Below are 24,053 nucleotides of genomic sequence, written 5' to 3' on the forward strand. Positions count from 1 at the left end.
GATCGTCAAACTTACCGACCCGCTTTTGTACACATAAGGCTCATGACGGCCAGGGGGTCAACAGCGATAGGCTTTTCCCGTGATCAGCGCGATACGCCGAGGGGGCAACGCAGCCCCCGGCTTCCGCCCGGTTCGCCACAGCGGCCGGGCCGACGGTGCGTTCGCCTGTCTCTCGCGTCCGGTGGCCGAGAAGCGCCCGGACATCTCTCATCGCGGCATAACGTCTCTTTCGACCGGTACCACCGCGTCGTGGCGTTGTGTCCTTTCTTCCACCGACGTCACGCAATGGCGCGCGACAGGAGTCAGAGGACATGCAGACCAAGCTGGACGAAGCCAAGGCCGAGCTGCTCGATCGGGCTGCCCGGGTAGCTGAGAACAGCCCGGTCGGGGGGCGACTTCCGACAGGGCCGAAGACCGGGGAGCGTCCGGACCACGCGACCCTGCTCGACTACCTCCAGCGCTACTACCTGCACACCGCGCCCGAGGACCTCACCGACCGCGACCCCGTCGACGTGTTCGGTGCGGCGCTGTCGCACTACCGGCTCGCCGAGAACCGTCCCCAGGGCACCGCGAACGTCCGCGTCCACACCCCGACGGTCGAGGAGAACGGCTGGACCTGCAGCCACTCCGTCGTCGAGGTGGTCACCGACGACATGCCGTTCCTCGTCGACTCCGTCACCAACGAGCTGTCCCGCCAGGGCCGCGGCATCCACGTCGTGATCCACCCGCAGGTCACCGTCCGCCGTGACGTGACCGGCAAGCTGATCGAGGTGCTCGCCAAGGAGCCCCTGGCCGAGCTGCCGCACGACGCGCTCCTCGAGTCCTGGATCCACGTCGAGATCGACCGCGAGACCGACAAGGCCGACCTCAAGCAGATCACCAACGACCTGCTGCGCGTCCTGTCCGACGTCCGCGAGGCCGTCGAGGACTGGGAGAAGATGCGCGACGCCGCGCTGCGCATCGCCGAGGGCCTGCCGGAGGAGCCCACCGCGCCCGACCTGCGGCCCACCGAGGTCGAGGAGGCCCGCGAGCTGCTGCGCTGGCTCGCCGACGACCACTTCACCTTCCTCGGCTTCCGCGAGTACGAGCTGGTCGACGGCGACGCGCTGTCCGCCGTGCCCGGCACCGGCCTCGGCATCCTGCGCTCCGACCCGCACCACAGCGGCGAGGACAACCACGCCCACCCGGTCTCGCCCTCGTTCAGCCGGCTGCCCGCCGACGCCCGCGCCAAGGCGCGCGAGCACAAGCTGCTCATCCTCACGAAGGCCAACAGCCGCGCGACCGTGCACCGGCCCTCGTACCTCGACTACATCGGCGTGAAGAAGTTCGACGCCGCCGGCAACGTCATCGGCGAGCGGCGCTTCCTCGGCCTGTTCTCCTCGGCCGCCTACACCGAGTCCGTGCGCCGCGTCCCGGTCGTCAAGCGCAAGGTCCGTGAGGTCATCGAGGGCGCCGGCTTCGCGCCGAGCAGCCACGACGGCCGCGACCTGCTCCAGATCCTGGAGACCTACCCGCGCGACGAGCTGTTCCAGACCCCGGTCGACCAGCTCCAGGCCATCGTCACCAGCGTCCTGTACCTGCAGGAGCGCCGCCGGCTGCGGCTCTACCTGCGCCAGGACGAGTACGGCCGCTACTACTCGGCCCTCGTCTACCTGCCGCGCGACCGCTACACCACCCGCGTCCGGCTGCGGATCATCGACATCCTCAAGGAGGAGCTGGACGGCACCTCCGTCGACTTCACCGCCTGGAACACCGAGTCGATCCTCTCCCGGCTCCACTTCGTCATCCGCGTCGAGCCCGGCACCGCGCTCAGCAAGCTGACCGACGCCGACGTCGACCGGATCGAGTCCCGGCTCGCCGACGCCGCCCGCTCCTGGTCCGACGGCTTCGCCGAGGCGCTCAACGCCGAGCTGGGCGAGGAGCGCGCCGCGGAGCTGCTGCGCCGCTACGGCAACGCCTTCCCCGAGGGCTACAAGGCCGACCACTCGCCGCGCGCCGCCGTCGCCGACCTGTGCCACCTGGAGGCCCTGGCCGGCAGCGGCAAGGACTTCGCGCTCTCGCTCTACGAGCCGGTCGGCGCCGGCCCCGGCGAGCGCCGCTTCAAGATCTACAAGATCGGCGACCAGATCTCGCTGTCCGCCGTCCTGCCGGTCCTCAACCGGCTCGGCGTCGAGGTCACCGACGAGCGTCCCTACGAGCTGCGCTGCTCCGACCGCACCCACGCCTGGGTGTACGACTTCGGTCTGCGCATGCCCGCGGCCACCGGCAACGGCGGCGACTACCTCGGCGACGACGCCCGCGAGCGCTTCCAGGAGGCCTTCGCCGCCACCTGGACCGGCGCGGCCGAGAACGACAACTTCAACTCGCTCGTCCTGTCCGCCGGGCTCACCTGGCGCGAGGCGATGGTGCTGCGCGCGTACGCGAAGTACCTGCGGCAGGCCGGTTCGACGTTCAGCCAGGACTACATGGAGGACACCCTCCGCAACAACGTCCACACCACCCGGCTGCTCGTCAACCTCTTCGAGGCCCGGATGGCGCCGGAGCGCCAGCGCGCCGGCACCGAGCTGACCGACGGTCTCCTGGAGGAGCTGGACGGCGCCCTCGACCAGGTCGCCTCCCTCGACGAGGACCGCATCCTGCGTTCCTTCCTCACCGTCATCAAGGCCACGCTGCGGACGAACTTCTTCCAGAAGGCCGCGGACGGCAACCCGCACTCCTACGTGTCGATGAAGTTCGACCCGCAGGCCATCCCGGACCTGCCGGCCCCGCGCCCGGCGTTCGAGATCTGGGTCTACTCGCCGCGCGTCGAAGGCGTCCACCTGCGCTTCGGCAAGGTCGCCCGAGGCGGCCTGCGCTGGTCCGACCGCCGCGAGGACTTCCGTACCGAGATCCTCGGCCTGGTCAAGGCGCAGATGGTGAAGAACACCGTCATCGTGCCGGTCGGCGCCAAGGGCGGCTTCGTCGCCAAGCAGCTCCCGGACCCGTCGGTGGACCGTGACGCCTGGATGGCCGAGGGCATCGCCTCGTACAAGACCTTCATCTCGGCGCTGCTCGACATCACCGACAACCTGGTCGGCGGCGAGGTCGTGCCGCCGGTCGGCGTGGTCCGCCACGACGAGGACGACACCTATCTCGTCGTCGCCGCCGACAAGGGCACCGCGACCTTCTCCGACATCGCCAACGGCGTCGCGGAGTCGTACGGCTTCTGGCTCGGCGACGCGTTCGCCTCCGGCGGCTCGGCCGGCTACGACCACAAGGGCATGGGCATCACCGCCCGCGGCGCCTGGGAGTCGGTCAAGCGGCACTTCCGCGAGCTGGGCCACGACACCCAGACCGAGGACTTCACCGTCGTCGGCGTCGGCGACATGTCCGGCGACGTGTTCGGCAACGGCATGCTGCTCTCCGAGCACATCCGGCTCGTCGCGGCCTTCGACCACCGCCACATCTTCATCGACCCGAACCCGGACGCGGCCACCTCGTACGCCGAGCGCCGCCGCCTCTTCGAGCTGCCGCGCAGCTCCTGGGCCGACTACAAGGTCGAGCTGCTCTCCGCGGGCGGCGGCATCCACCCGCGTACGGCCAAGTCGATCCCGGTCAACGCGCACATGCGGGCCGCCCTCGGCATCGAGGACGGGATCACCAAGATGACCCCGGCCGAGCTGATGAAGGCGATCCTCCAGGCGCCCGTCGACCTGCTGTGGAACGGCGGCATCGGCACGTACGTCAAGTCGAGCGTCGAGTCCAACGCCGACGTCGGCGACAAGGCCAACGACGCCATCCGCGTCGACGGCCAGGACGTCCGCGCCAAGGTCATCGGCGAGGGCGGCAACCTCGGCGCGACCCAGCTGGGCCGCATCGAGTTCGCCCGCTCCGGCGGACCCGAGGGCGAGGGCGGCAAGGTCAACACCGACGCCATCGACAACAGCGCCGGCGTGGACACCTCCGACCACGAGGTCAACATCAAGATCCTGCTCAACGGGCTGGTCGCCGAGGGCGACATGACCGTCAAGCAGCGCAACAAGATCCTCGCGGAGATGACCGACGAGGTCGGCGCGCTGGTGCTGCGCAACAACTACGCGCAGAACACCGCCCTGGCCAACGCCGTCGCCCAGTCGCCGTCGCTGCTCCACGCCCACCAGCGCTTCATGCGCCGGCTGGGCCGGGACGGCGCGCTCGACCGCTCGCTGGAGTTCCTGCCCAACGACCGGCAGATCCGCGAGCTGCTCAACGCCGGCAAGGGCCTGACCCAGCCGGAGCTGGCCGTCCTCCTCGCCTACACCAAGATCACGGTGGCGGACGAGCTGATCGGCACCGAGCTGCCGGACGACGCCTACCTGCGCAAGCTGCTCCACGCGTACTTCCCGACGCAGCTGCGCGAGAAGTTCGTCGAGGCGGTCGACTCGCACCCGCTGCGCCGCGAGATCATCACCACGGTGCTGGTCAACGACACCGTCAACACCGGTGGCTCGACCTTCCTGCACCGGCTGCGCGAGGAGTCCGGCGCGTCGATCGAGGAGATCGTGCGCGCGCAGACCGCCGCCCGCGCGATCTTCCGGCTCGGCGAGGTCTGGGACGCCGTCGAGGCGCTCGACAACAAGGTTCCGGCCGAGTTCCAGACCCGGATGCGGCTGCACTCGCGCCGTCTGGTCGAGCGCGGCACCCGCTGGCTGCTCAACAACCGGCCGCAGCCGCTCCAGCTGAGCGAGACCATCGAGTTCTTCTCGGAGCGGGTCGAGCAGGTCTGGGAGAAGCTGCCGCAGTTGCTGCGCGGCTCCGACCTCGAGTGGTACCAGTCGATCCTGGACGAGCTGACCGCGGTCGGCGTGCCGGAGGAGCTGGCGCTGCGCGTGGCCGGCTTCTCCTCCGCCTTCCCGACGCTCGACATCGTCGCGATCGCCGACCGCATGGGCAAGGACCCGCTGGCGGTCGCCGAGGTCTACTACGACCTGGCCGACCGGCTGCGGATCACCGACCTGATGGACCGGATCATCGAGCTGCCGCGCAGCGACCGCTGGCAGTCGATGGCCCGTGCCTCGATCCGCGAGGACCTGTTCGCGGCGCACGCGGCGCTCACGGCCGACGTCCTCGCGGCCGGGAACGGCACCGCCACGCCGGAGCAGCGGTTCAAGGCCTGGGAGGACAAGAACGCGGCGATCCTGGGCCGGGCGCGCACCACCCTGGAGGAGATCCAGGGCTCGGACGCCTTCGACCTGGCGAACCTGTCGGTCGCGATGCGGACGATGCGGACGCTGCTGCGTACGCACAGCTAGCCGCTGGTACCAAGCTCGTACGTAGCGCGTACATAGCGCGTACGAAGCGCGTACGAAGCTCGTACGAAGAAGGAGGCGCCCTCGCCGGTCCCGTGACCGGCGGGGGCGCCTCCTTTGCGTGTGCCGCGTACGGTACGGCTACGAGGTGACCGTCGACGTCCACAGGCGGCGGACGGCGAGCACCGCCGCCGCGAGCAGCAGCCCGTTGCGCAGCACCATCACGGCGACGCCCTGCCAGGTGCCGGCGACCACGTCGAGGTAGACGACCGGGTACGCGAGGGAGCTGAGGGCCGCGGCCGGCAGGATCAGCAGGGCGGCCGGGCGCATCACCGTGCGGCGCGAGGTGAGGCACACGGCGGCCAGACCGAGCAGCCAGATCAGGTACTGCGGGCTGATCACCCGGCTGGTGACGGTGAAGAGCAGCACGGCGGCGAAGGCCGCGTCGAGCGGCGTGGCCTCGGTCCAGCGGCCGGCCCGTAGCCGCCACAGCAGCAGCCAGATGAAGGCCAGGGCGGTCAGCAGCAGCGACAGGTGGCCGATGGTGGAGACGTAGGGGCCGACGTACTCGAAGGCGCCGTAGCGGAAGCGGACGGTGCCCGGCCAGCCGCCGAGGGCCTTGGCCAGGGCGAGCGCGGTGCCGCCGAGCGATTCGATCTGGACGCCCCGGCTGCCCTGCTGGCGCAGGAAGCCGAGCGAGTCGGCGAACAGCATCGAGAGCATGGCGAGCAGCGTCACGGCGGTGACGGCGGCGGCGGTCCAGGCCTCGCGGGTGGTGCGTCCGCGCGGGGTGCCGAGGAGGGCGAGGGCGGGCCAGACCTTGACCATGGCGCCGATCCCGGCGAGCACACCGCCGAAGCGGTGGGCGACGGGCGAGCGGGCGGTGAAGGCGAGCAGCGCGAGCACGGCGAGGGCGGTGGTCTGCACGTCGTAGCGGGCGAGCGGGATGTGCAGCAGCAGCGGGAGGCCGAGGGTCCAGTACCAGGCGCCGTGGGTGAGGCGGGCGCTGTCGGCGTAGGCCAGGGCGGCGACGACGACGAGGTCGGCGAGCAGGGTGAGCAGGACGAAGCCCTGGAAGTAGGTGAGGGAGGGCACGATTCCGGGCGACATGATGACCAGGCCCGCGCCGGGCGGGTACTGCCAGGCGACGTCGCCGGACGGGAAGGTGCCGTGCGCGAACTGGCCGTACCAGTGCTGGTAGAGGCCGTACACCTCGCTGGCGACGCGGCCGATGCCGAGGCTGTCGCGGTAGAGCAGGAGCAGCATCCCGGCGCGGCTGAGCAGCCAGACGGCGGCGAGGGCGAGCAGCGGGCCGCTGCCGACGGTCACGAAGGTGGCGGAGGTGAAGGTCTCCGACTCGAACGGGGACCGGGTGAGGGCGGGCCGCGCGGGCTCGGTGCGGGAGGGGATACCGGAGGCGGAGGAGGTGGGAGAGACAGAGGGGGCAGAGGAGGTGGATGAGACGGACGCGGAGGGGGACGCGGAGGAGGCGGGAGAGGCGGCGGAGGCGTCGTGCGGAGGCGGATCGGTCGTCACCCCTCCGCACTCTAGCCCGCTTTGACCTATTTGCCGTTTTTCTTCGCGCCTGCGTTGCTCGTGCCCGCGCCGGTGCGGCCCGTGAACTCCTCGTACGCCGCCACCACCTCGTCCGCCGGCCCGTCCATCCGCAGCGTGCCCGCCTCCAGCCACAGCGCGCGGTCGCAGGTCTCGGTGATGGTCGAGTTCGAGTGGCTGACCAGGAACACCGTGCCCGCCTCGGCGCGCAGTTCGTCGATCCGCCGCCGGCTGCGGCGGCGGAAGGCGGCGTCGCCGGTCGCGAGGGCCTCGTCGATGAGCAGCACGTCATGGCTGCGGGCGGCGGCGATGGAGAAGCGCAGCCGGGCGCCCATGCCGGAGGAGTAGGTGCGCATCGGCAGCGAGATGAAGTCGCCCTTGTCGTTGATCCCGGAGAAGTCGACGATCGCCTCGAAGCGCTCGGTGACCTCGCGGCGGCTCATGCCCATGGCGAGCCCGCCGAGGATCACGTTCCGCTCGCCGGTCAGATCGCCCATGAGCGCCGCGTTGACGCCGAGGAGGGCGGGCCGGCCCTGGGTGTACATCAGGCCCCCGCTCACCGGGAGCAGGCCCGCGACCGCTTTCAGGAGCGTCGACTTCCCGGAGCCGTTCGAACCGATCAGGCCGATCGCCTCGCCCCGGTACGCGGCGAAGCTGACGCCCTTGACGGCGTGGACGGTGCGGACGCCGGCGGCGGAGCCGGGCCCGGAGGCGGTCCCGGAGGCGCGGCGGCGCCGGGAGACGATGCGGCTGAGCGCGGAGGTCGCACTGCCCCTGCCGGCCCGGCCGCCCTGGACGGTGTACGTGACGTGGACGCCGTCGGCGACGACGGTCGGCGTGCGCTCGTCGGCCTGCGCGGATGTCTGAGGGGATGCCTGAGGGGACGTCGGGGAAAGGGACTGGTCAGCCACGGCCGTAGGTCTCCTCCGCCTTCCAGAACCAGATGAAACCGCCCGCGAAGGCCAGCGCCGCCCAGCCGGCCGCCAGCGCCCATACGTGCGGTGGCAGCTGGGTGCCGGTGAAGCTCTCGACGAGCGCGAAGCGCAGCAGGTCGATGTAGACGGCCGCGGGATTGGCCCGGAGCAGCACGGTCACCGCCTCCGGCAGGTCGCGGCCCTGGGTGACGTGGGCGATCGACCACATGACGCCGGAGGCGTACATCCAGGTGCGCAGCAGGAACGGCATCAGCTGGGCGATGTCCGGCGTACGGGCCGCGAGCCGGGCGGTCGCCAGGGCGAGCCCGGTGCTGAACAGCGTCTGGCACAGCAGCGCCGGGACTGCGAGCAGCCAGCTCGGGCGCGGGAACTCGCCGCAGCAGAACAGGATCACGACCAGCGCGCCGAGCGAGAAGGCCAGCTGCTGGAGCTGCTGGAGCGCCAGCGCGAGCGGCAGGCTCGCGCGCGGGAAGTGCAGGGCCCGGACCAGGCCGAGGTTGCCGCTGATGGCCCGGGTGCCGGTCATGATCGTCTGCGAGGTGAAGGTCCACGCGAAGACGCCCGTGATGAGGAACGGGACGTAGTCCGGGATGTCCCGCTGGACGTCCATGAGGACGCCGAAGATCGCGTAGTAGACGGCCGCGTTGAGCAGCGGCGTCATCACCTGCCAGATCTGGCCGAGCCGCGCCTGGCTGTACTGGGCGGTCAGCTTGGCCGTCGCGAAAGCGGCGATGAAGTCCCGCCGGGACCACAGTTGCCGCGCGTACGCGGCGAGGGAGGGACGCGCGCCGCTCACGGTGAGGCCGTGGCGCAGGGCGAGGGCGCGCAGCTCCTCGGAGGAGAGTGCGGGAGCCGGCGCGGGTGGCGCCGCGGGAGGCGGGGCGGGCGGCGCGTGCGGTGCGAGGGTCTGCGGGGTCACGGCATCACTTTCGATGGAACGGGTCCGTATCGTCGCTACGGGGAGAGTAGGACGCACGCACGTCGAGACGCAACCGTGTCGTCGTCTCGTACCTCGACGCGTCACCGCTGGTTAAGATCCTGTGCATGACGCCCTCCACCGGACCCTCGGGAACCCCTCGCCGCGCCCCCGCGGGAGCCGCCGTGCTCCGGGAGGACGTCACCGAGGCCATCCGCGCCGCCGTCTTCGAGGAACTCGCCGCCGTCGGCTACGCCCGGATGTCCATCGAGGGCATCGCCCGCCGCGCCGGCGTCGGCAAGACCGCCGTCTACCGGCGCTGGAAGTCCAAGCTCGCCCTCGTTCTCGACCTCGTCGGCGCCTTCGCCGTCCAGGGCCTGCCCGCCCCGGCCACCGGCACGCTGTACGGGGACGTCCGCGCCCTCCTGGAGGTCGCCGCGCACGCCCTGCGCCACCCCGTGGCGTCCCAGGTCATCCCGGACCTGCTGGTCGAGGCGGCCCGGCACCCCGAGATCGCCGACACCCTCAAGGCCGTCCTCCTCGACAGCCAGCAGGGCGTCATGGCCCAGGTCGTGCGCGCGGCCGTCGAGCGCGGCGAACTGCCCGGCGGGGAAGCGGAGGGCGGCGGCGCGGCCGACCCCGACCGGGCGCTCGACCTCGTGCTCGGCCCGCTCTACTGGCGGCTCGTCGTGGTCCGCACCGAGCCGCCGAAGGGCTACCTCGACGACCTGGCGCGGTCGGCGGTGGCCGCCCTCACCGCGTAACCCGCCCTCACCAGGCGTGACCCGCCCTCACCGCGTGACCCGTCCCCGGCTCCGTGACCCGTCCCCGGCTCCGTAACTCCGCCTCCGCCGCGGCTACTTCACCGCGCCCGCCATCACGCCGGACACGAACTGCCGCTGGAAGGCGAAGAACACCAGCAGCGGGATCACCATCGACACGAACGCGCCCGGCGCGAGCACGTCCACGTTGTTGCCGAACTGCCGCACCTGCTGCTGCAGCGCCACCGTGATCGGCGGTGACTGCGCGTCCGCGAAGATCAGCGCCACCAGCATGTCGTTCCACACCCACAGGAACTGGAAGATGCCGAGCGAGGCGACCGCCGGGCCGCCCAGCGGCAGCACCACCCGGGTGAAGAGCCGGATCTCGCCCGCACCGTCGAGGCGGGCCGCCTCCAGCAGTTCGCGCGGGATCTCCGCGAAGAAGTTCCGCAGCAGGAAGATCGCGAACGGCAGACCGAAGGCCGTGTGGAAGAGCACCACGCCCACGGTCGTCTCGAAGATCCCGACCGCGCCGAACAGCTTCGACACCGGCACCAGCGCCACCTGCACCGGCACCACCAGCAGTCCCACGACCACCAGGAACCACCAGTCGCGGCCCGGGAAGTCCCACCAGGCGAAGGCGTAGCCGGCGAGCGCGCCGATCACGATGACCAGCACCGTGGCCGGCACGGTGATCAGGACCGTGGAGAGCAGCGAGTCGGTGATCGTGTCGTTGGCGAGCAGGTCGCGGTAGTTCTCGGTGGTCAGCTGCGCGGGCGCGGTGAACACCTGCCACCAGCCGCCCGAGGCGATGTCGGACGGCGAGCGCAGCGAGGACAGCAGCAGCCCGAACGTCGGCATCAGCCAGAACAGCGCGACCAGGACCAGGAACACCCGCATCGTGCCGCCGGCGGCACGGGCCGCCAGGCGCGAGGCGAGGCCGGGCGAAGGGCGGGCCGCGGCCGGCGAGGCGGCGCGGGACGGGGTGGAGGATGCGGTCCGGGCGGCGGAGGACGTCACCGGCGGGCCTCCCTTCGCATACGGCGGATGTTGACCGCCATCACCGGCAGCACGAGCAGCAGGAGCAGCACGGCGATCGCCGAGCCGACGCCCAGGTCCGCGTCCGTGCCGAAGGACGAGCGGTACAGCTGCAGCGCGAGCACGTTCGCGTCGTCCTGCGCCGAGCCGGGCGCGATGATGAAGACCAGGTCGAAGACCTTCAGGACGTTGATCATCAGAGTGACGAGGACGACGCCGAGGACCGGTGCGAGCAGCGGGACCGTGATCCGGCGGAACACCTGCCACTCGTTGGCCCCGTCGACCCGCGCCGCTTCGAGGAGTTCGCGCGGCAGGCCGGCGAGCCCGGCGGCGATGAGCACCATCGCGAAGCCGGCCCACATCCACACGTAACTGCCGATGATCGCGGGAGTGACCAGCGTCGGGCCGAGCCACTCCACGCCGTCGTACTGCTCGCGGAAGTTGCTCGCGGGCAGCCGCAGGACCGCGCCGTCGGCGGCGGCCGGCAGCGTGAACGTGCCGTCGGCGGCCGCCGTGGCCCGCGCCACCACCCGGCCGTCCTTCACGGCCTCGATCCGCAGGCCCTTCAGACCGAGCTCCTTGGCGTCGACGGCGTTGGGCTTTCCGCCGCCGCCGCGGGTGAAGTCCAGCCAGGCGGTGCCCGCGATGCCGCCGTCGCCCGCGGCCTCGGGCGCCGGCGTACGGGCCGGGCGCGCGTCCTGCGGCATCTGCGCCGGAGCCACGCCGACCAGCGGCAGCCGGGCGATCTCGCCCGTCCGCACCGGGGCCTTGGTGACGTACGCCCCGCCGCCCGCCGCCTTGAGCGGGTGCACGGGCAGCGGGCGGGCGCGCGGGAAGCCGGACGCCTCGGCGAAGGTGTCGTGGACGCCCACCCAGACGGCGTTGGCGACCCCGCGGTCCGGGTCCTGCTCGTAGACCAGCCGGAAGATGATGCCGGCGGCGAGCATCGAGATCGCCATCGGCATGAAGACGACCAGCTTGAACGCCGTTCCCCAGCGCACCCGTTCGGTCAGGACCGCGAAGATCAGGCCGAGGGCGGTCGCCACGGTGGGAGCGACGACCACCCAGATGATGTTGTTGCGGACGGCGGTGCGGATCGAGTCGTCCGTGAAGAGCGTGACGTAGTTGTCCAGGCCGGCGAAGGAGTCACCGGACTGGTCGAAGAAGGAGCGCTGGATCGAGTACCCGATGGGGTAGACGACGAGCGCGCCGAGCAGGACGAGGGCGGGGAGCAGGAAGACGGCGGCGGTGACGACGGTGCGGCGGCCGCCGCGCGTACGGCCGCGCGGGCGGCTGCCCGTACGGCTCGTACGGCTCGCAGCACTCGTCGGGCTCGCAGCACTCGTCGGGCCGGGGCGGGTGCGATCGCGGTCGCGGGTGCGGTCGCGGTCGCCGGTGCCGCCGGCCGCCGTGGTGCTGCCGGTCGTGGTGCCGGCGGCCGCGTCACCTGTCGTCGTCGCCCTGGCGTCCGCGGCATCCCCGGGATCCGTGGCGTCGGATTCGGCGCTGGCCATCGTCAGCCCTTGTACGCCTTGGCCGCCTCGGCCTCCAGCCTCGCCTGCGTCCCGGCCACGTCCTTCGGGTTCTTCAGGAAGTCCTGGAGCGCCTTCCACTCACCCTTCCCGGGCGTTCCGCCGAACGACTGCGGCATCTGGTCCGACATGTCGAAGCGGAAGTCGTCGCCCGCGCCGATCAGCGCCGTGGCGATCTTCCGCTGCACGTCGTTCGGATACGCGGCCGGGTCCAGGGCCTTGTTGGGCGAGAGGAAGCCGCCCTGGCCCGCCCACACCCGCGCCGCGTCGGGCGAGGCGAGGAACGTCAGCAGCGCCTGCGCGCCCTTGCTGTCCTTCAGCGCCACGGCCGCGTCGCCGCCGGTCACCACGGGCGCCGCCGCGCCGTCACCGACGGCCGGGAACGGGAAGACCTTCGCGTCCGTGCCGATCTTCGCGCCCGCCTCCGCGATGTTGACGGACGAGAAGTCGCCCTCGAAGACCATCGCCGCCTTGGCCTGGTCGCCGCCGGTGAAGGTCTGGGTGACGGACACCGGGAACTCGGTCTGCAGCGCGCCGTTCGTGCCGCCCGCGAGCAGGGACGGCTTGCCGAACAGCTCGCCCAGCGTCGTCAGCGCCTTGGCGACGGACGGATCCGTCCACTTGAGGGTGTGCTTGGCCAGCTGGTCGTACTTCTCGGGGCCGGCCTGGGAGAGATAGACGTTCTCGAACCAGTCGGTCAGCGTCCAGCCGTCCGCGCCGCCGACCGACACCGGCGTGACACCGGACGCCGAGATCGTCTCGGCGGTGGCGAGGAAGTCCTTCCAGCTCTTCGGCTCGCTCGCGCCCGCATTGTCGAAGGCCGCGGCGTTGTACCAGACCAGGGACTTGTTGGCGGCCTTGAAGTACACGCCGTACGGCGTGCCGTCGACCGCGCCGAGGTCCTGCCAGCCCTTCGAGTAGTTCTTGGCGAGCTGCGCCTTCGCCTCCGGGCCGAGCGGCTTGAGCCACTTCTGGGCGGCGGCCTGATGGATCGCGCCGACCTGCGGAAGCATCGCCACGTCCGGCGGCGAGCCGCCCGCGATCTTCGTGCCGAGGAAGTTCACGATCGGGTCCTGGGCGGGCACGAAGGTGACGGTCGCGCCGGTGCGCTTCTCGAACTCCTTCAGGACCTTGGTGAAGTTGGCCTGTTCCGGGCCGGTCCAGACGGCGGCGACCTCGATCTTCTCGCCCTTGAGGGAGGGCAGCGTCAGCCCGGAGCCGCCGCTGGGAGCGTCCGTGCCGGGCTTGGTCCCCTTGCCGCCGTCCCCGCCGCCACCGCCGCAGCCCGCGGCCGCGAGCACCGCGGCCGTGGTCGCCGCCACGACACCGAGTCGAAGAGTTCTGCCGTTGCGCATCCGAGCCCCGCCTCTCCCGCGTTTCCTGGTCCCGTGGGCTCAGGTCTACGCCGGGTGCCGGAGGCCCGCAATACCGCCTTCGGTGTCAAGTGGACGATCGTGATCGGCTCGTGACGTGACGTCAGGCCTGGCTCGAACGCGCCTCGGACCCGCCTCGCGCCTGCCTTGAGCGCGCCTCGGGTCCGGCTCGCACGGGTGTTACGCGTGGGTCGGCGAGGTCAACGGGGCTACGGGAGTGGCGTCGACCGAGCGGGCGGCGCGGTCCACCGCGCTGGCCAGCAGGGCCAGGTCCGTCGGACCGTTGCCGAGCTCGCGGACCGGGCGGCGGGTGGGCGGGTCGCCCATCCGCTCCCACTCCAGCGGCACCACCGTCGGGCGCAGGGTGGCCGTGCGCGGGATCCGGCCGGTGACCCGGCCCGTCTGGAACGGCGTCACCCGTCCGTCCGGGTGTCCGAGCCGGCCGCGGCCCGGCTGCGGCTCGTCCGGGCCGGGCGCGGTGGGCGGCGGGTCCAGCACGATCCGCAGCCGCGCGCCGTGCGCCAGCTCCGTGTCCGCGGTGCGGTCCGGGCGGGCCGAGGCGGCGACCAGGTGCACTCCGAGCCGGGCGCCGTTGCGCGCGACCGCCTCCAGGGCCCGCACCACCGAGCCGGCCGCGGGCCGGCCGGCGGCCCCGAGCGCGGGTGCGACCAGCGCGTCGTAGTCGTCGACGAGCACGACGAGCCGCGCGAGCCCGCCGGCGCCTTCCCCGGTGCCGGTGCCGGTGCCGACCTGGTGGTGCGGGGCCGGGCTGTGGTGGCCCTGGTCGTGCAGAGCCTGGTCGTAGAGCTCGCCGGCTCCGGCACGGGCGGTGCGGCTGCTGGGCGTGTCGCCCAGGGAGCCGGTGCGGTGGGTGCGGCTGCTGGGCGTGTCGGCCAGGACGTCCGGGCCGTGGCGGTGGGTGCGGCTGCTGGGGCTCTCGCCGAGCGGGCTCGCTCCGGCCGGCGCGGTGCGGCTGCCGGGAGTGTCGCCCAGGGAGCCGGTGCGGGCGGTGCGGCTGCTGGGGCTGTCGGCCAGCGGGCTCGCTCCGGCGCGGTAGGTGCGGCCGCTCGGGGCGTCGCCCAGGGCTCCGTCCGGGGCCACCCGGAGGGTGCGGCCGCTCGGGCGGTCGGGGAGGGCGACGGACGGGTCCGGGCTGGTGCGGGCGTCCGGGACGCGCGCGCCGGCGCGCGGCGCGGCGGGCACGGACTCGGCGGGGCTCGGCGAGCGCTGCCCGATCAGGCGGCCCGACCGGCGGTCGGCGAAGTGGGCGTCGCCGAGGAGCTCGGCGCGGCGCTTCAGCTCGGCGCCCAGGGCCTGGGCGAACTCCCGCATCCGTACCGGATCGGAGGCGGCCAGGTGCTCGGTCACGTGCGGCAGGTCCGTGCAGGGCGCGAGACCCTCGCCGCGCTCGCCGCCCGCGCCGTCCACCAGGAGCAGGCCGAGCCGGTCGGGGCGGGCGCCGGCGGCGAGCGAGGCGGCGATCGAGCGCAGCAGCTCGGTGCGGCCGCTGCCGGGCGGGCCCTCGATCAGCAGGTGCGGGCCCTCCTGGGTGAGATCCACGGCGACCGGTCCGCGCGGGCCCGCGCCCAGGACCGCGGTGCCGTCCGACGAGGAGGCCCAGCGGGCCATCAGGGAGGCGGGAGTGGCCCGGGCCAGGCCCAGCTCGTCGAGGAGCCGGGCGGCCGGCGGCAGCGCGGCGGCGGCCCGGCCCCGGCCGGTGCCTCCGGCCGTCTCCGTACGCAACGGGGCGAGGGCCCGTCCGAAGCGCTCCGCCCAGGCGACGGACACCGCGTCCACCACGCCGACCGTGCCGTGGCCGGCGGCCCGGCCGCCGGCCGTGCGCAGCAACCGCAGCGCCGTCGCGACGTCTCCGCTGAGCAGCGCCACGGCCCCGCACTCGCGGAAGGCGAAGGAGGCCGCGCACGCCTCCTCGTAGGTCGCCGCGACCGGTGAGGCGGGCGAGGCGGAGGGCGCCTCGGCCAGGCAGATCAGGTGGATGCCGGCCGCGGCGCCCGCCCCGGCGAGCCGTGCCGCGGTCTCGCGCAGCACGGCCGTGCCCGGGTCGCCGTCGAGGATCACGACGGTCGCGGGCCCGTCGTGGCGTGCGGCGGCCTCGGCGATCGCGGCCCGGTCGGCGCTCGGCCAGCCGGGGCCGAGCGGGCCGTCGTCCAGGCGCCGGGTGAGCTCGGTGAGCCGTGCGTGGGCCTGGTCGCGGTCGTACGCCAGGAGCAGCCGGCAGTCCTGGCCGTGCGCGGGCCGCACGTGCGGGAGCCAGCCGAGCCAGCCCCAGGCCCGGCGCCGCTCCTCGAGAGGGCGGTTCCGGTCGGCGCTGACCAGGACGATCTCCAGGTCGCCGGGGGAGTGGAGGGCGGCGAGCTGGGCCACCACGGAGCGGGCGAGCCCGGCGAGCCGCGGCGCGGGTCCGGCGAGGCCGAGGGAGCCGGCCTCGCGCAGTCCGACGGTGACGGGCACTCCGGACAGCTCGGCCCGGTCGGCCGTGCCGAGCCGGACCACCAGGGCCTCGGTGTGGTCGAGGCTCCGTTCCCACAGGCGCGGGCCGGGGCCGAGGGCGGTGAGCAGGACGGTGGAGGGATCGGGCCAGCTGTCCGGCGAGGAGGCGGCCGAGCGGCCCTGGCCGCTGCCGCCGCCGCTGCCGGGTCCGTTGGAGGCGGGTCCCCCGAAGGCGGGCACGGGCGCCACGCCGTACTCGCCGGAGGGCGCGTCCTCCCGGCCGCCCGCGAGCCGCCGGGCCCAGGCGCCGAGCCCGCGCCGGCGGATCTGCCGGGTCCTGCTGTGGGCCTCGATCTCGTCCTCGGCCTCGCCGTCGGGCGCGGCCGGGTCGGCCACGCGCGCGTGCCCGTGTCCGGAGCCCTCGGGCGCGAGGTCCTCGGGCAGGCCGAGCCGCGTCCGGCCGCCGTGGGTGGCGCCCGGGGCGGGTGATCCCGCGCCGTGGGCCGCCGCGTACGCCGTGGAGCCCGCGTCCCGTCCCGTAACCCCGGACGCGCCGGACGCGCCGGACGCGCCGCCCGCGTCGGCCGGGGCGCCGGGACCGCTCGCGCCGCCGGCCGCGGGGCGGGTCACGCGCAGGTGGCCCTCGCCGTCCGAGGAGGTCGCGAGCGGGTGCTCGGCGCCGCTCTGCCCGCCCGCTCCGGCCGTCAGGCGCAGGGCGGACTCGCCGACCCGCAGCAGCGCGCCGGGCGGGAAGCGGACGGGCTGCGGGCCGACCGGCACGCCGTCGAGCGTGGTGCCGTTCGTGGAGCCCGGGTCGCTGACGGTGACGCGGCCGTCCGGGCCGACCGTCACCGTGCAGTGGGAGCGCGAGACGTCCGGGTCGTCGAGCGGCACGTCCGCGTCCACGGAACGGCCGATTCTGATCGCTCCGCCGTGCAGCAGGTGCACGCCGCCGGCGTCCGGGCCCGCCACCACGTGCAGCCGGGCCTGGGCGCCCTCGCCGACGCCGTCGTCCGCTCCGGGCGTCTGCAAGGAGAGCACGGCGCCGTCGACCAGCGGCGGCTCGCCGAGCAGGCAGCGGCGGGTGTCGAGCCGCTCGCCGCCCGCGTACAGGACGGTGGTGCCGGAGGAGGAGGCGTCCGGGCCGGAGACGGCCGCGGCGAGCGACGAGGCCACGGCGGCCAGCTCGGTCCCCGCGGGCGCGGTGACGAGCACGTCGCAGGCGCGTCCGACGCCGTGGCCGGCGTGCGGCGCGAGGACGGTCAGCCGGATCTGCATCGCCGTCAGCGGTCCCTTCTGCGCGGCGCGCCCGGCAGGGAACGGCCCACTCGCTCCCCCCACCCGGCGCGGACGCGTCGTCCGGTACAGGTCTGCACGGCGCGGGGGCTCCCGACCCTCGCACGTCGTGCTGGGTGCATCCTCGCACCTGCCACCGACAACCCGCCCGCGGGTCGCCCAGAAGTGATCTTGTTCGATCGCCGGTGGACGCTGATTCGCCTGGTTGCGTACGTCTCGCGTCACTTCCGGCAACCTGGTCAGGGCCACCGGCGTCTTGTTCACGGACAGGTTTCGGACACGTACGGCATCGGAATCGGCCGTCCCGGCGACAGCCGGTGACCCGTTCGGCGGCACTAAAGTGGGTCGGACACCCGGACGGGTCACAGAACACACAGGGACCCCGGGGACACTCCGACGAACCACCCCAGGACCACGATCAGCAGGGAGCGCGTGACGTGCGGCCTATCGGCAGCAAGTACCTGCTCGAGGAGCCGCTCGGCCGCGGCGCCACGGGCACCGTCTGGCGAGCCCGCCAGCGGGAGACGGCCGGCGCCGAGGCGGCGGTGCCCGGCGAGCCCGGCGAGACCGTCGCGATCAAGGTCCTCAAGGAGGAGCTGGCCAACGACGCGGACATCGTGATGCGCTTCCTGCGCGAGCGGTCCGTGCTGCTGCGGCTCACCCACCCCAACATCGTGCGCACCCGCGACCTGGTCGTGGAGGGCGACGTCCTCGCCCTCGTCATGGACCTCGTCGAGGGCCCCGACCTGCACCGGTACATCCGCGAGAACGGCCCGCTCACCCCGGTCGCCGCCGCCCTGCTCACCGCGCAGATCGCCGACGCGCTCGCCGCCAGCCACGCCGACGGCGTCGTCCACCGCGACCTCAAGCCCGCCAACGTGCTGGTCTCCGAGCGCGACGGCGCCATGCACCCGATGCTCACGGACTTCGGCATCGCGCGGCTCGCCGACTCCCCGGGCCTGACCCGCACCCACGAGTTCGTCGGCACGCCCGCCTACGTCGCGCCGGAGTCCGCCGAGGGCCGGCCGCAGACCTCCGCCGTCGACATCTACGGCGCCGGCATCCTGCTCTACGAGCTGGTCACCGGCCGCCCGCCGTTCGCCGGCGGCACCGCGCTGGAGGTCCTGCACCGCCACCTGAGCGAGGAGCCGCGCCGGCCCTCGACCGTGCCCGGGCCGCTGTGGACGGTGATAGAGCGCTGCCTCAGCAAGGACCCGGAACGCCGGCCCAGCGCCGAGAACCTGGCCCGCGGGCTGCGCACGGTCGCCGCCGGCATCGGCGTGCACGCCACGCCCGCCCAGATCGAGGCCGCCGACGGCGTCGGCGCGCTCCTCGCGCCCGACCCGGCCCCGGCGCCGGTGCCCCAGACCCCCGGCGTGGACCCGGCCGGCGCCACCCAGGTGCTGCCCGGCGCCGGCGGCCCCGCCCCGCAGTACGACCCGGCGGCGGCCACCAGCGTCATGCCGACCAGCGGCCCGTCGGGCGCCGCCGACCCGACGGCGGTCATGCCTCCCGTACCGCAGGATCCGCCGGGCCCGGCCGCCGAGCAGCCGCACCCGTGGCAGACCCAGCTGCGCGCGGCCCGCGACCGCAACGAGCAGACGCAGATGCAGTACCTCGACCCGAGCGAGGACCCTCTGCGCCGCCGTCCGCAGCGACGCCCGCAGCAGCCGCCCCAGGGCGCGCCGCAGCCCTACCAGCAGCCCTACCAGCAGCAGGGCCCGCCGCAGCAGCCCTACCAGCAGCAGGGCCCGCCGCAGCCGCCGTACCAGCAGCGGCCGCCGCAGCCCCAGCCGTACGCCCCGCAGGCGCCGCAGCAGCAGTACGCGCCCCAGCCGCAGCGGCAGCAGTACGCGCCGCCGCAGCCGCCGCCCCAGGCCCCGGCGCCCGCGCCGGTCCCGCGCGAGCCGCGCCCGCCGCGGCAGCGCGGCGCCAACCCGATGCGGATCCCCGGCCTCGGCTGCCTCAAGGGCTGCCTGTTCACGATCCTGCTCTTCGTGGTCGCCGGCTGGCTCGTCTGGGAGCTCACCCCGCTCCAGGACTGGGTCGCCCAGGGCAAGGGCTACTGGGAGGCCATCGGCGACGGCATCAGTTCCTTCACCGACTGGGTGTCGTCGCTCACCGACAGCGGGAGCGGCACCACCGGCGGGAGCGGGACCGGCGCCGGCGGTTAGGCGCAGTAATCCTGTCGCTTTGTCGACTTCCGAGGGGTGATTTCCCCTCGGAAGTGCCGGTGGATGCCTTCGGACGCGTAACTTTGAGCCGAACCGCAGCCGCTGAGGGAGCAGTCTTGGCACGGAATATCGGCAGCCGCTACACGGCCCACCAGATCCTCGGGCGGGGCAGCGCCGGCACGGTGTGGCTCGGCGAGGGCCCCGAAGGCCCCGTCGCCATCAAGCTGCTGCGCGAGGACCTCGCCTCCGACCAGGAGCTCGTCGGCCGCTTCGTCCAGGAGCGCACCGCGCTCCTCGGACTCGACCACCCGCACGTGGTCGCCGTCCGCGACCTCGTCGTCGACGGCAACGACCTCGCGCTCGTCATGGACCTGGTGCGCGGCACCGACCTGCGCACCCGGCTCGACCGCGAGCGCCGGCTCGCGCCCGAGGCCGCCGTCGCGATCATCGCCGACGTCGCCGACGGCCTCGCCGCCGCCCACAAGGCCGGCGTCGTCCACCGGGACGTCAAGCCCGAGAACATCCTGCTCGACATGGAGGGCCCGCTCGGCCCCGGCGGCGCCCACCCGGCCCTGCTCACCGACTTCGGCGTCGCCAAGCTCATCGACACGCCCGGCCGCACCAAGGCCACCCGGATCATCGGCACCCCCGACTACCTGGCGCCCGAGATCGTCGAGGGCCTCCCGCCGCGGGCCGCCGTCGACATCTACGCCCTCGCGACCGTCCTGTACGAGCTGCTCGCGGGCTTCACACCGTTCGGCGGCGGCCACCCCGGCGCCGTCCTGCGCCGGCACGTCACCGAGACCGTCGTGCCGCTGCCCGGCATCCCCGAGGAGCTGTGGCAGCTGATCGTCCAGTGCCTCGCCAAGGCCCCCGCCTCCCGGCTGCGCGCCTCGGAGCTCGCGACCCGGCTGCGGGAGGTGCTGCCGCTCCTGAAGGGCATCCCGCCGCTCGACGTCGACGAACCGGACGCGGACCCGGCGACCGCCGAACCCGCCGAGGACCCGTATCCCACCTCGGCCACGGGCACGGGCGAGCCCGCGCCGCGCCGCGCGGCCGTCCCGCTGGTGCCGGGGGCCTCCACCGACTCCAACCGCGACACCCACACCTCCATGCGGGTCCCCGGCCCCGACGAGCTCTCCGGCGGCCCCCTCGGCACGGCCCGCGCCCCGCGCCCGGCCGGCGCCCGCCGCCCCGGCTCGGCCCGCCACAAGGCCGACGCCGTCCGCAAACGCCGGATCACGCTCACCGTCGCCGCGGTCGTGATCGCGGGCGCGCTGGGCGCGGGCGGCTACCTGGCGGCGTCGGGCGACGCGGAGACGCCGCCGGGGGACTCGAAGCAGTCGCAGCAGCCGTAGACGGCGGCGGGCCCGGGCCCCGGTCCTCGGCCGGGTCCCGGAGCCCTTGGGGGCAGCGGCCCGTCGAGGACCGTTGTCCACAGGACGGGGCCCGGCGAGTCCGGGTCCCGGCCGGGAGCCGTTACGCTGGACGCGTGGCAGTCGTCGATGTATCCGAAGAGCTGAAGTCCCTCTCCTCGACCATGGGGTCGATCGAGGCCGTCCTGGACCTCGACAAGATGAGGGCAGACATCGCCGTGCTCGAAGAGCAGGCCGCGGCCCCGTCCCTGTGGGACGACCCGGAGGCGGCGCAGAAGATCACGAGCAAGCTTTCGCACCTCCAGGCCGAGGTCCGCAAGGCCCAGGCCCTGCGCAGCCGGATCGACGACCTCGCGGTCCTGTTCGAGCTGGCCGAGGAGATGGACGACCCGGACACCCGGGCCGAGGCCGAGACCGAGCTCGCGGCCGTCCGCAAGGCCCTCGACGAGATGGAGGTCCGCACCCTCCTGTCCGGCGAGTACGACGAGCGCGAGGCCCTGGTCAACATCCGGGCCGAGGCGGGCGGCGTCGACGCCTCCGACTTCGCCGAGCGCCTCCAGCGCATGTACCTGCGCTGGGCCGAGCGCCACGGCTACTCGACGGAGGTCTACGAGACCTCGTACGCGGAAGAGGCCGGCATCAAGTCGACCACCTTCGTGGTCAAGGCCCCCTACGCCTACGGCACCCTCTCCGTCGAGCAGGGCACCCACCGCCTGGTCCGCATCTCCCCCTTCGACAACCAGGGCCGCCGCCAGACGTCCTTCGCGGGCGTCGAGATCCTCCCGGTCGTCGAGCAGTCCGACCACGTCGACATCGACGAGTCGGACCTCCGCATCGACGTCTACCGGGCGTCCGGCCCCGGCGGCCAGGGCGTCAACACGACCGACTCGGCGGTGCGCATCACGCACATCCCGACCGGCATCGTGGTCTCCTGCCAGAACGAGCGCTCCCAGATCCAGAACAAGGCGAGCGCCATGAACGTCCTCCAGGCCAAGCTCCTCGAGCGCCAGCGCCAGGAGGAGCGCGCCAAGATGGACGCCCTCAAGGGCGACGGCGGCAGCTCCTGGGGCAACCAGATGCGCTCCTACGTCCTCCACCCGTACCAGATGGTCAAGGACCTCCGTACGGACTTCGAGGTCGGCAACCCGCAGTCCGTCCTGGACGGCGAGATCGACGGCTTCCTGGAGGCCGGCATCCGCTGGCGCAAGCAGCAGGAACAGACCCAGTAGTCCTGCCCACAAGCACGCAGGAACGGGCCCCGCTCACGACTCGCGAGCGGGGCCCGTTCCGCGTCCTGTACCTGACACTCTCCTGCTCCGTGTGTTGACCCCGATCGCGTGAGTCACAAGGCTGCGCACGCTCGCCGAAATCCGCCGGCAGCGAAGGACCGTAGTGGCGCCTCCTGGCCGCGCTCGCCTGGCAGGCCGGACGGGAGGATACGCGTGGTGAGGCGGCGACTCAGAGGGGCGGTCAGCGTGCTGATCGCGGTGACGGTACTGCCGTCGTGCACCGTCGAGGCCCCGGATCCGCCGGACTTCGGCTTTCGGTGGGCGGGCGGCGGGCTGGTCGTCGCCGCTCCGCTCTGCCCTTCCGAGTCGGTGGACCAAGCCCGTGTGTCGGTGCCCTCCGCCGCCGACGGGCGGGGGGACGGGTTCGACACCCTGTGGAGCGCCGGCGGGCCCGTCACGGACGAGGCGAGAGGCGGCACGTTCTCCGTGGGAAGCTCCACGAGCTTCCGCAACGTGGAGAAGCCGCTCTCGGGTGCGCTGCCGGACGAGTTCTACGTCGAGATCCGGCTCGCCGAACCCGGGCGGACCGCGGAGGGGCGTGACGGGACGGTCGACCTGACCAAACTCAAGGGCACCCGGCTGCGCGACGGCGAGTTCATGACGTGGACGGGCAAGGTGCTGACGCGGGGGCAGCTCGATGCCCAGTTGCGGTGTGGGGACTGATTCGCTTGCGCAAGCGGCGCGTTGGTGGTTCTGGCGCTTTGTCGACATGCGAAGTGGCGTGGTGAGGCCGGGAGTTCCGGGCTTACGTCACAGTTGCATCGCCGCATGGCAGGCAGAAGGTGATCTTTCGGGCATCGCACGCGCAACGACCTTGACGTGTCATCGGAAACTCGGAAGGGTGGCAGGCGGCATGCGTGTATCTGGGGCGCGTGTGAACGGGGGCAGGTTCAGCCAGTGCGATGGCCCCCGGGTGTCCGGTGCCCCGAGCGCAGCTCTACAGACGATTTGAGCTACTGGGGGTAGCAGCCAGATGACGAAGAAGACGCGGGTTCGCGTTGCTCGCATTGCGGCCGGTGCGGTGATCGCGGCCGGCGCGTCGCTCACTGTCGCGGGTGCCGCTCAGGCCGTGAACGGCGTCGAGGCCGATGTCACGGTGAACAACACCACCGTCGACGTCGGTCTCGGGATCGGCGGCGAGGGCGAGAACGGCGGCAGCACCACCGTCGGCGAGACCGAAGGCACCTCGACGGGCACGTCGACCGGTACCTCGACGGGTACGTCCACGGGCACGTCTACGGGCACGTCCACGGGCACCTCGACCGGCACGTCCACGGGCACCTCGACGGGCACGTCGACCGGCACCTCGACCGGCACGTCCACGGGTACGTCGACCGGCACCTCGACGGGTACGTCCACCGGCACCTCGACCGGTACGTCCACCGGTACCTCGACCGGTACCTCGACCGGTACGTCCACCGGCACCTCGACCGGTACGTCCACGGGTACGTCCACCGGCACGTCGACCGGCACCTCGACGGGTACGTCCACGGGCACCTCGACCGGTACGTCCACGGGTACCTCGACGGGTACGTCGACCGGCACCTCGACCGGCACGTCCACGGGTACCTCCACCGGCACCTCGACCGGCACGTCCACGGGCACCTCGTCGGGTACGTCCACCGGCACCTCGACCGGCACCTCGTCGGGTACGTCCACCGGTACGTCCACCGGCACGTCCACCGGCACCTCGACCGGTCAGGGCAACAACGGTGGTCAGAACGGCGGCGGCCAGAACGGCGGCGCCGGGGACAACGGTGGCGGCAACGGTGGCGCCGGGACCTGCACCGTGGATCTCGACGGGGCCGAGTGCGTCGACAACAACCCGGGCACCAACAACGCCGGCTCGCAGCCCGTCGAGCAGGGCAAGGCCAAGGAGGAGCTGGCGGAGACCGGTGCCGCCGAGACCTCGTTCCTGATCATCGGAGCGGCCACCATGATCGCCGGTGGTATCGGCTTCCGCTTCCTGCCGCGCCTCGTGGGCGGCGGCCGTACCGTCGCCTGACGGTGCGCTGAGGCGTAACGGAAGGGCCGGAGCACTCCTCGAGTGTTCCGGCCCTTCTCGTAGCTCTACGGGCCCCTGGGGGCCGT

16 protein-coding genes are annotated in these 24,053 nt (G+C 73.1%); 8 read left to right on the forward strand and 8 right to left on the reverse strand.

What is annotated here, in order from left to right:
- The first annotated feature begins 311 nt into the window (after positions 1–311).
- Entirely contained in the window at positions 312–5,270 is a 4,959-nt protein-coding gene (locus ACIGO8_RS16355) for an NAD-glutamate dehydrogenase (protein ID WP_399730183.1), read from the forward strand.
- A gap of 138 nt (positions 5,271–5,408) precedes the next feature.
- Here the strand turns inward: ACIGO8_RS16355 and ACIGO8_RS16360 are convergent, their stop codons facing one another.
- Complete coding sequence (locus ACIGO8_RS16360; RefSeq protein ID WP_399730186.1) at positions 5,409–6,596, reverse strand: glycosyltransferase 87 family protein; 1,188 nt, start codon at positions 6,594–6,596, stop codon at positions 5,409–5,411.
- A gap of 13 nt (positions 6,597–6,609) precedes the next feature.
- Here ACIGO8_RS16360 and ACIGO8_RS16365 point away from each other — a divergent pair, with 13 nt between their 5' ends.
- Complete coding sequence (locus tag ACIGO8_RS16365) at positions 6,610–6,828, forward strand: hypothetical protein (RefSeq protein ID WP_399730189.1); 219 nt, start codon at positions 6,610–6,612, stop codon at positions 6,826–6,828.
- A 1-nt stretch (position 6,829) separates the two neighbouring features.
- Here the strand turns inward: ACIGO8_RS16365 and ACIGO8_RS16370 are convergent, their stop codons facing one another.
- Both ACIGO8_RS16370 and ACIGO8_RS16375 read right to left on the reverse strand, forming a co-directional pair.
- Positions 6,830–7,732 carry an ABC transporter ATP-binding protein gene (locus tag ACIGO8_RS16370; RefSeq protein ID WP_399730192.1) on the reverse strand — a complete coding sequence of 301 codons (903 nt, stop codon included), beginning with the start codon at positions 7,730–7,732 and terminating at the stop codon, positions 6,830–6,832.
- Complete coding sequence (locus ACIGO8_RS16375) at positions 7,725–8,675, reverse strand: ABC transporter permease (protein WP_399730195.1); 951 nt, start codon at positions 8,673–8,675, stop codon at positions 7,725–7,727. Before ACIGO8_RS16375 ends, ACIGO8_RS16370 begins: the two co-directional genes overlap by 8 nt.
- Positions 8,676–8,800: 125 nt before the next feature.
- Here ACIGO8_RS16375 and ACIGO8_RS16380 point away from each other — a divergent pair, with 125 nt between their 5' ends.
- Positions 8,801–9,436: a TetR/AcrR family transcriptional regulator gene (locus tag ACIGO8_RS16380; RefSeq protein WP_399730197.1), complete on the forward strand. Its 636-nt coding sequence runs from the start codon at positions 8,801–8,803 to the stop codon at positions 9,434–9,436.
- Positions 9,437–9,529: 93 nt separating this feature from the next.
- Here ACIGO8_RS16380 and ACIGO8_RS16385 read toward each other — a convergent pair whose 3' ends face one another.
- The 4 genes from ACIGO8_RS16385 to ACIGO8_RS16400 all read right to left on the reverse strand — a co-directional run bounded on the left by ACIGO8_RS16385 (position 9,530) and on the right by ACIGO8_RS16400 (position 17,105).
- The gene (locus ACIGO8_RS16385; RefSeq protein WP_399731268.1) at positions 9,530–10,333 is read right to left on the reverse strand and encodes a carbohydrate ABC transporter permease; all 804 of its coding nucleotides are present in this window, start codon (positions 10,331–10,333) and stop codon (positions 9,530–9,532) included.
- Positions 10,334–10,449: 116 nt separating this feature from the next.
- Positions 10,450–11,985, reverse strand: a complete 1,536-nt coding sequence (locus ACIGO8_RS16390; protein ID WP_399730199.1) for a carbohydrate ABC transporter permease — start codon at positions 11,983–11,985, stop codon at positions 10,450–10,452.
- Positions 11,986–11,987: 2 nt separating this feature from the next.
- Positions 11,988–13,358, reverse strand: a complete 1,371-nt coding sequence (locus ACIGO8_RS16395; protein WP_399730201.1) for an ABC transporter substrate-binding protein — start codon at positions 13,356–13,358, stop codon at positions 11,988–11,990.
- A gap of 198 nt (positions 13,359–13,556) precedes the next feature.
- The gene (locus ACIGO8_RS16400) at positions 13,557–17,105 is read right to left on the reverse strand and encodes an FtsK/SpoIIIE domain-containing protein (protein WP_399730204.1); all 3,549 of its coding nucleotides are present in this window, start codon (positions 17,103–17,105) and stop codon (positions 13,557–13,559) included.
- Between the two features lie 455 nt (positions 17,106–17,560).
- Between ACIGO8_RS16400 and ACIGO8_RS16405 the strand changes: the two genes are divergently transcribed.
- The 4 genes from ACIGO8_RS16405 to ACIGO8_RS16420 all read left to right on the forward strand — a co-directional run bounded on the left by ACIGO8_RS16405 (position 17,561) and on the right by ACIGO8_RS16420 (position 22,625).
- Entirely contained in the window at positions 17,561–19,297 is a 1,737-nt protein-coding gene (locus tag ACIGO8_RS16405; RefSeq protein ID WP_399730206.1) for a serine/threonine-protein kinase, read from the forward strand.
- Positions 19,298–19,413: 116 nt separating this feature from the next.
- Positions 19,414–20,655 carry a serine/threonine-protein kinase gene (locus tag ACIGO8_RS16410; protein ID WP_399730209.1) on the forward strand — a complete coding sequence of 414 codons (1,242 nt, stop codon included), beginning with the start codon at positions 19,414–19,416 and terminating at the stop codon, positions 20,653–20,655.
- Between the two features lie 134 nt (positions 20,656–20,789).
- Positions 20,790–21,902 (forward strand): peptide chain release factor 2, encoded by a 1,113-nt coding sequence (gene prfB, locus ACIGO8_RS16415; protein ID WP_399730212.1) that lies wholly within the window; start codon positions 20,790–20,792, stop codon positions 21,900–21,902.
- A 246-nt stretch (positions 21,903–22,148) separates the two neighbouring features.
- Positions 22,149–22,625, forward strand: coding sequence for a hypothetical protein (locus ACIGO8_RS16420; RefSeq protein WP_399730214.1), 477 nt, complete (start codon positions 22,149–22,151; stop codon positions 22,623–22,625).
- Between the two features lie 399 nt (positions 22,626–23,024).
- Here the strand turns inward: ACIGO8_RS16420 and ACIGO8_RS16425 are convergent, their stop codons facing one another.
- Positions 23,025–23,639 carry a hypothetical protein gene (locus ACIGO8_RS16425; RefSeq protein ID WP_399730217.1) on the reverse strand — a complete coding sequence of 205 codons (615 nt, stop codon included), beginning with the start codon at positions 23,637–23,639 and terminating at the stop codon, positions 23,025–23,027.
- A gap of 112 nt (positions 23,640–23,751) precedes the next feature.
- On the opposite strand from ACIGO8_RS16425, the gene ACIGO8_RS16430 reads away from it, so the two are divergent.
- Entirely contained in the window at positions 23,752–23,967 is a 216-nt protein-coding gene (locus tag ACIGO8_RS16430) for an LPXTG cell wall anchor domain-containing protein (RefSeq protein ID WP_399730220.1), read from the forward strand.
- The last annotated feature ends 86 nt before the right edge of the window (positions 23,968–24,053 follow it).

The sequence above is a fragment of the Streptomyces sp. NPDC053493 genome (assembly GCF_044544825.1).
GTDB lineage: Bacteria > Actinomycetota > Actinomycetes > Streptomycetales > Streptomycetaceae > Streptomyces.

Excerpts from the sequence above, each read along its gene's own strand:
- ACIGO8_RS16355 (WP_399730183.1), top strand. The coding sequence starts at position 312 with ATGCAGACCAAGCTGGACGAAGCCAAGGCCGAGCTGCTCGATCGGGCT.
- ACIGO8_RS16380 (WP_399730197.1), top strand. The coding sequence starts at position 8,801 with ATGACGCCCTCCACCGGACCCTCGGGAACCCCTCGCCGCGCCCCCGCG.
- ACIGO8_RS16385 (WP_399731268.1), bottom strand. The coding sequence starts at position 10,333 with ATGCGGGTGTTCCTGGTCCTGGTCGCGCTGTTCTGGCTGATGCCGACG.
- ACIGO8_RS16390 (WP_399730199.1), bottom strand. The coding sequence starts at position 11,985 with ATGGCCAGCGCCGAATCCGACGCCACGGATCCCGGGGATGCCGCGGAC.
- ACIGO8_RS16395 (WP_399730201.1), bottom strand. The coding sequence starts at position 13,358 with ATGCGCAACGGCAGAACTCTTCGACTCGGTGTCGTGGCGGCGACCACG.
- ACIGO8_RS16400 (WP_399730204.1), bottom strand. The coding sequence starts at position 17,105 with ATGCAGATCCGGCTGACCGTCCTCGCGCCGCACGCCGGCCACGGCGTC.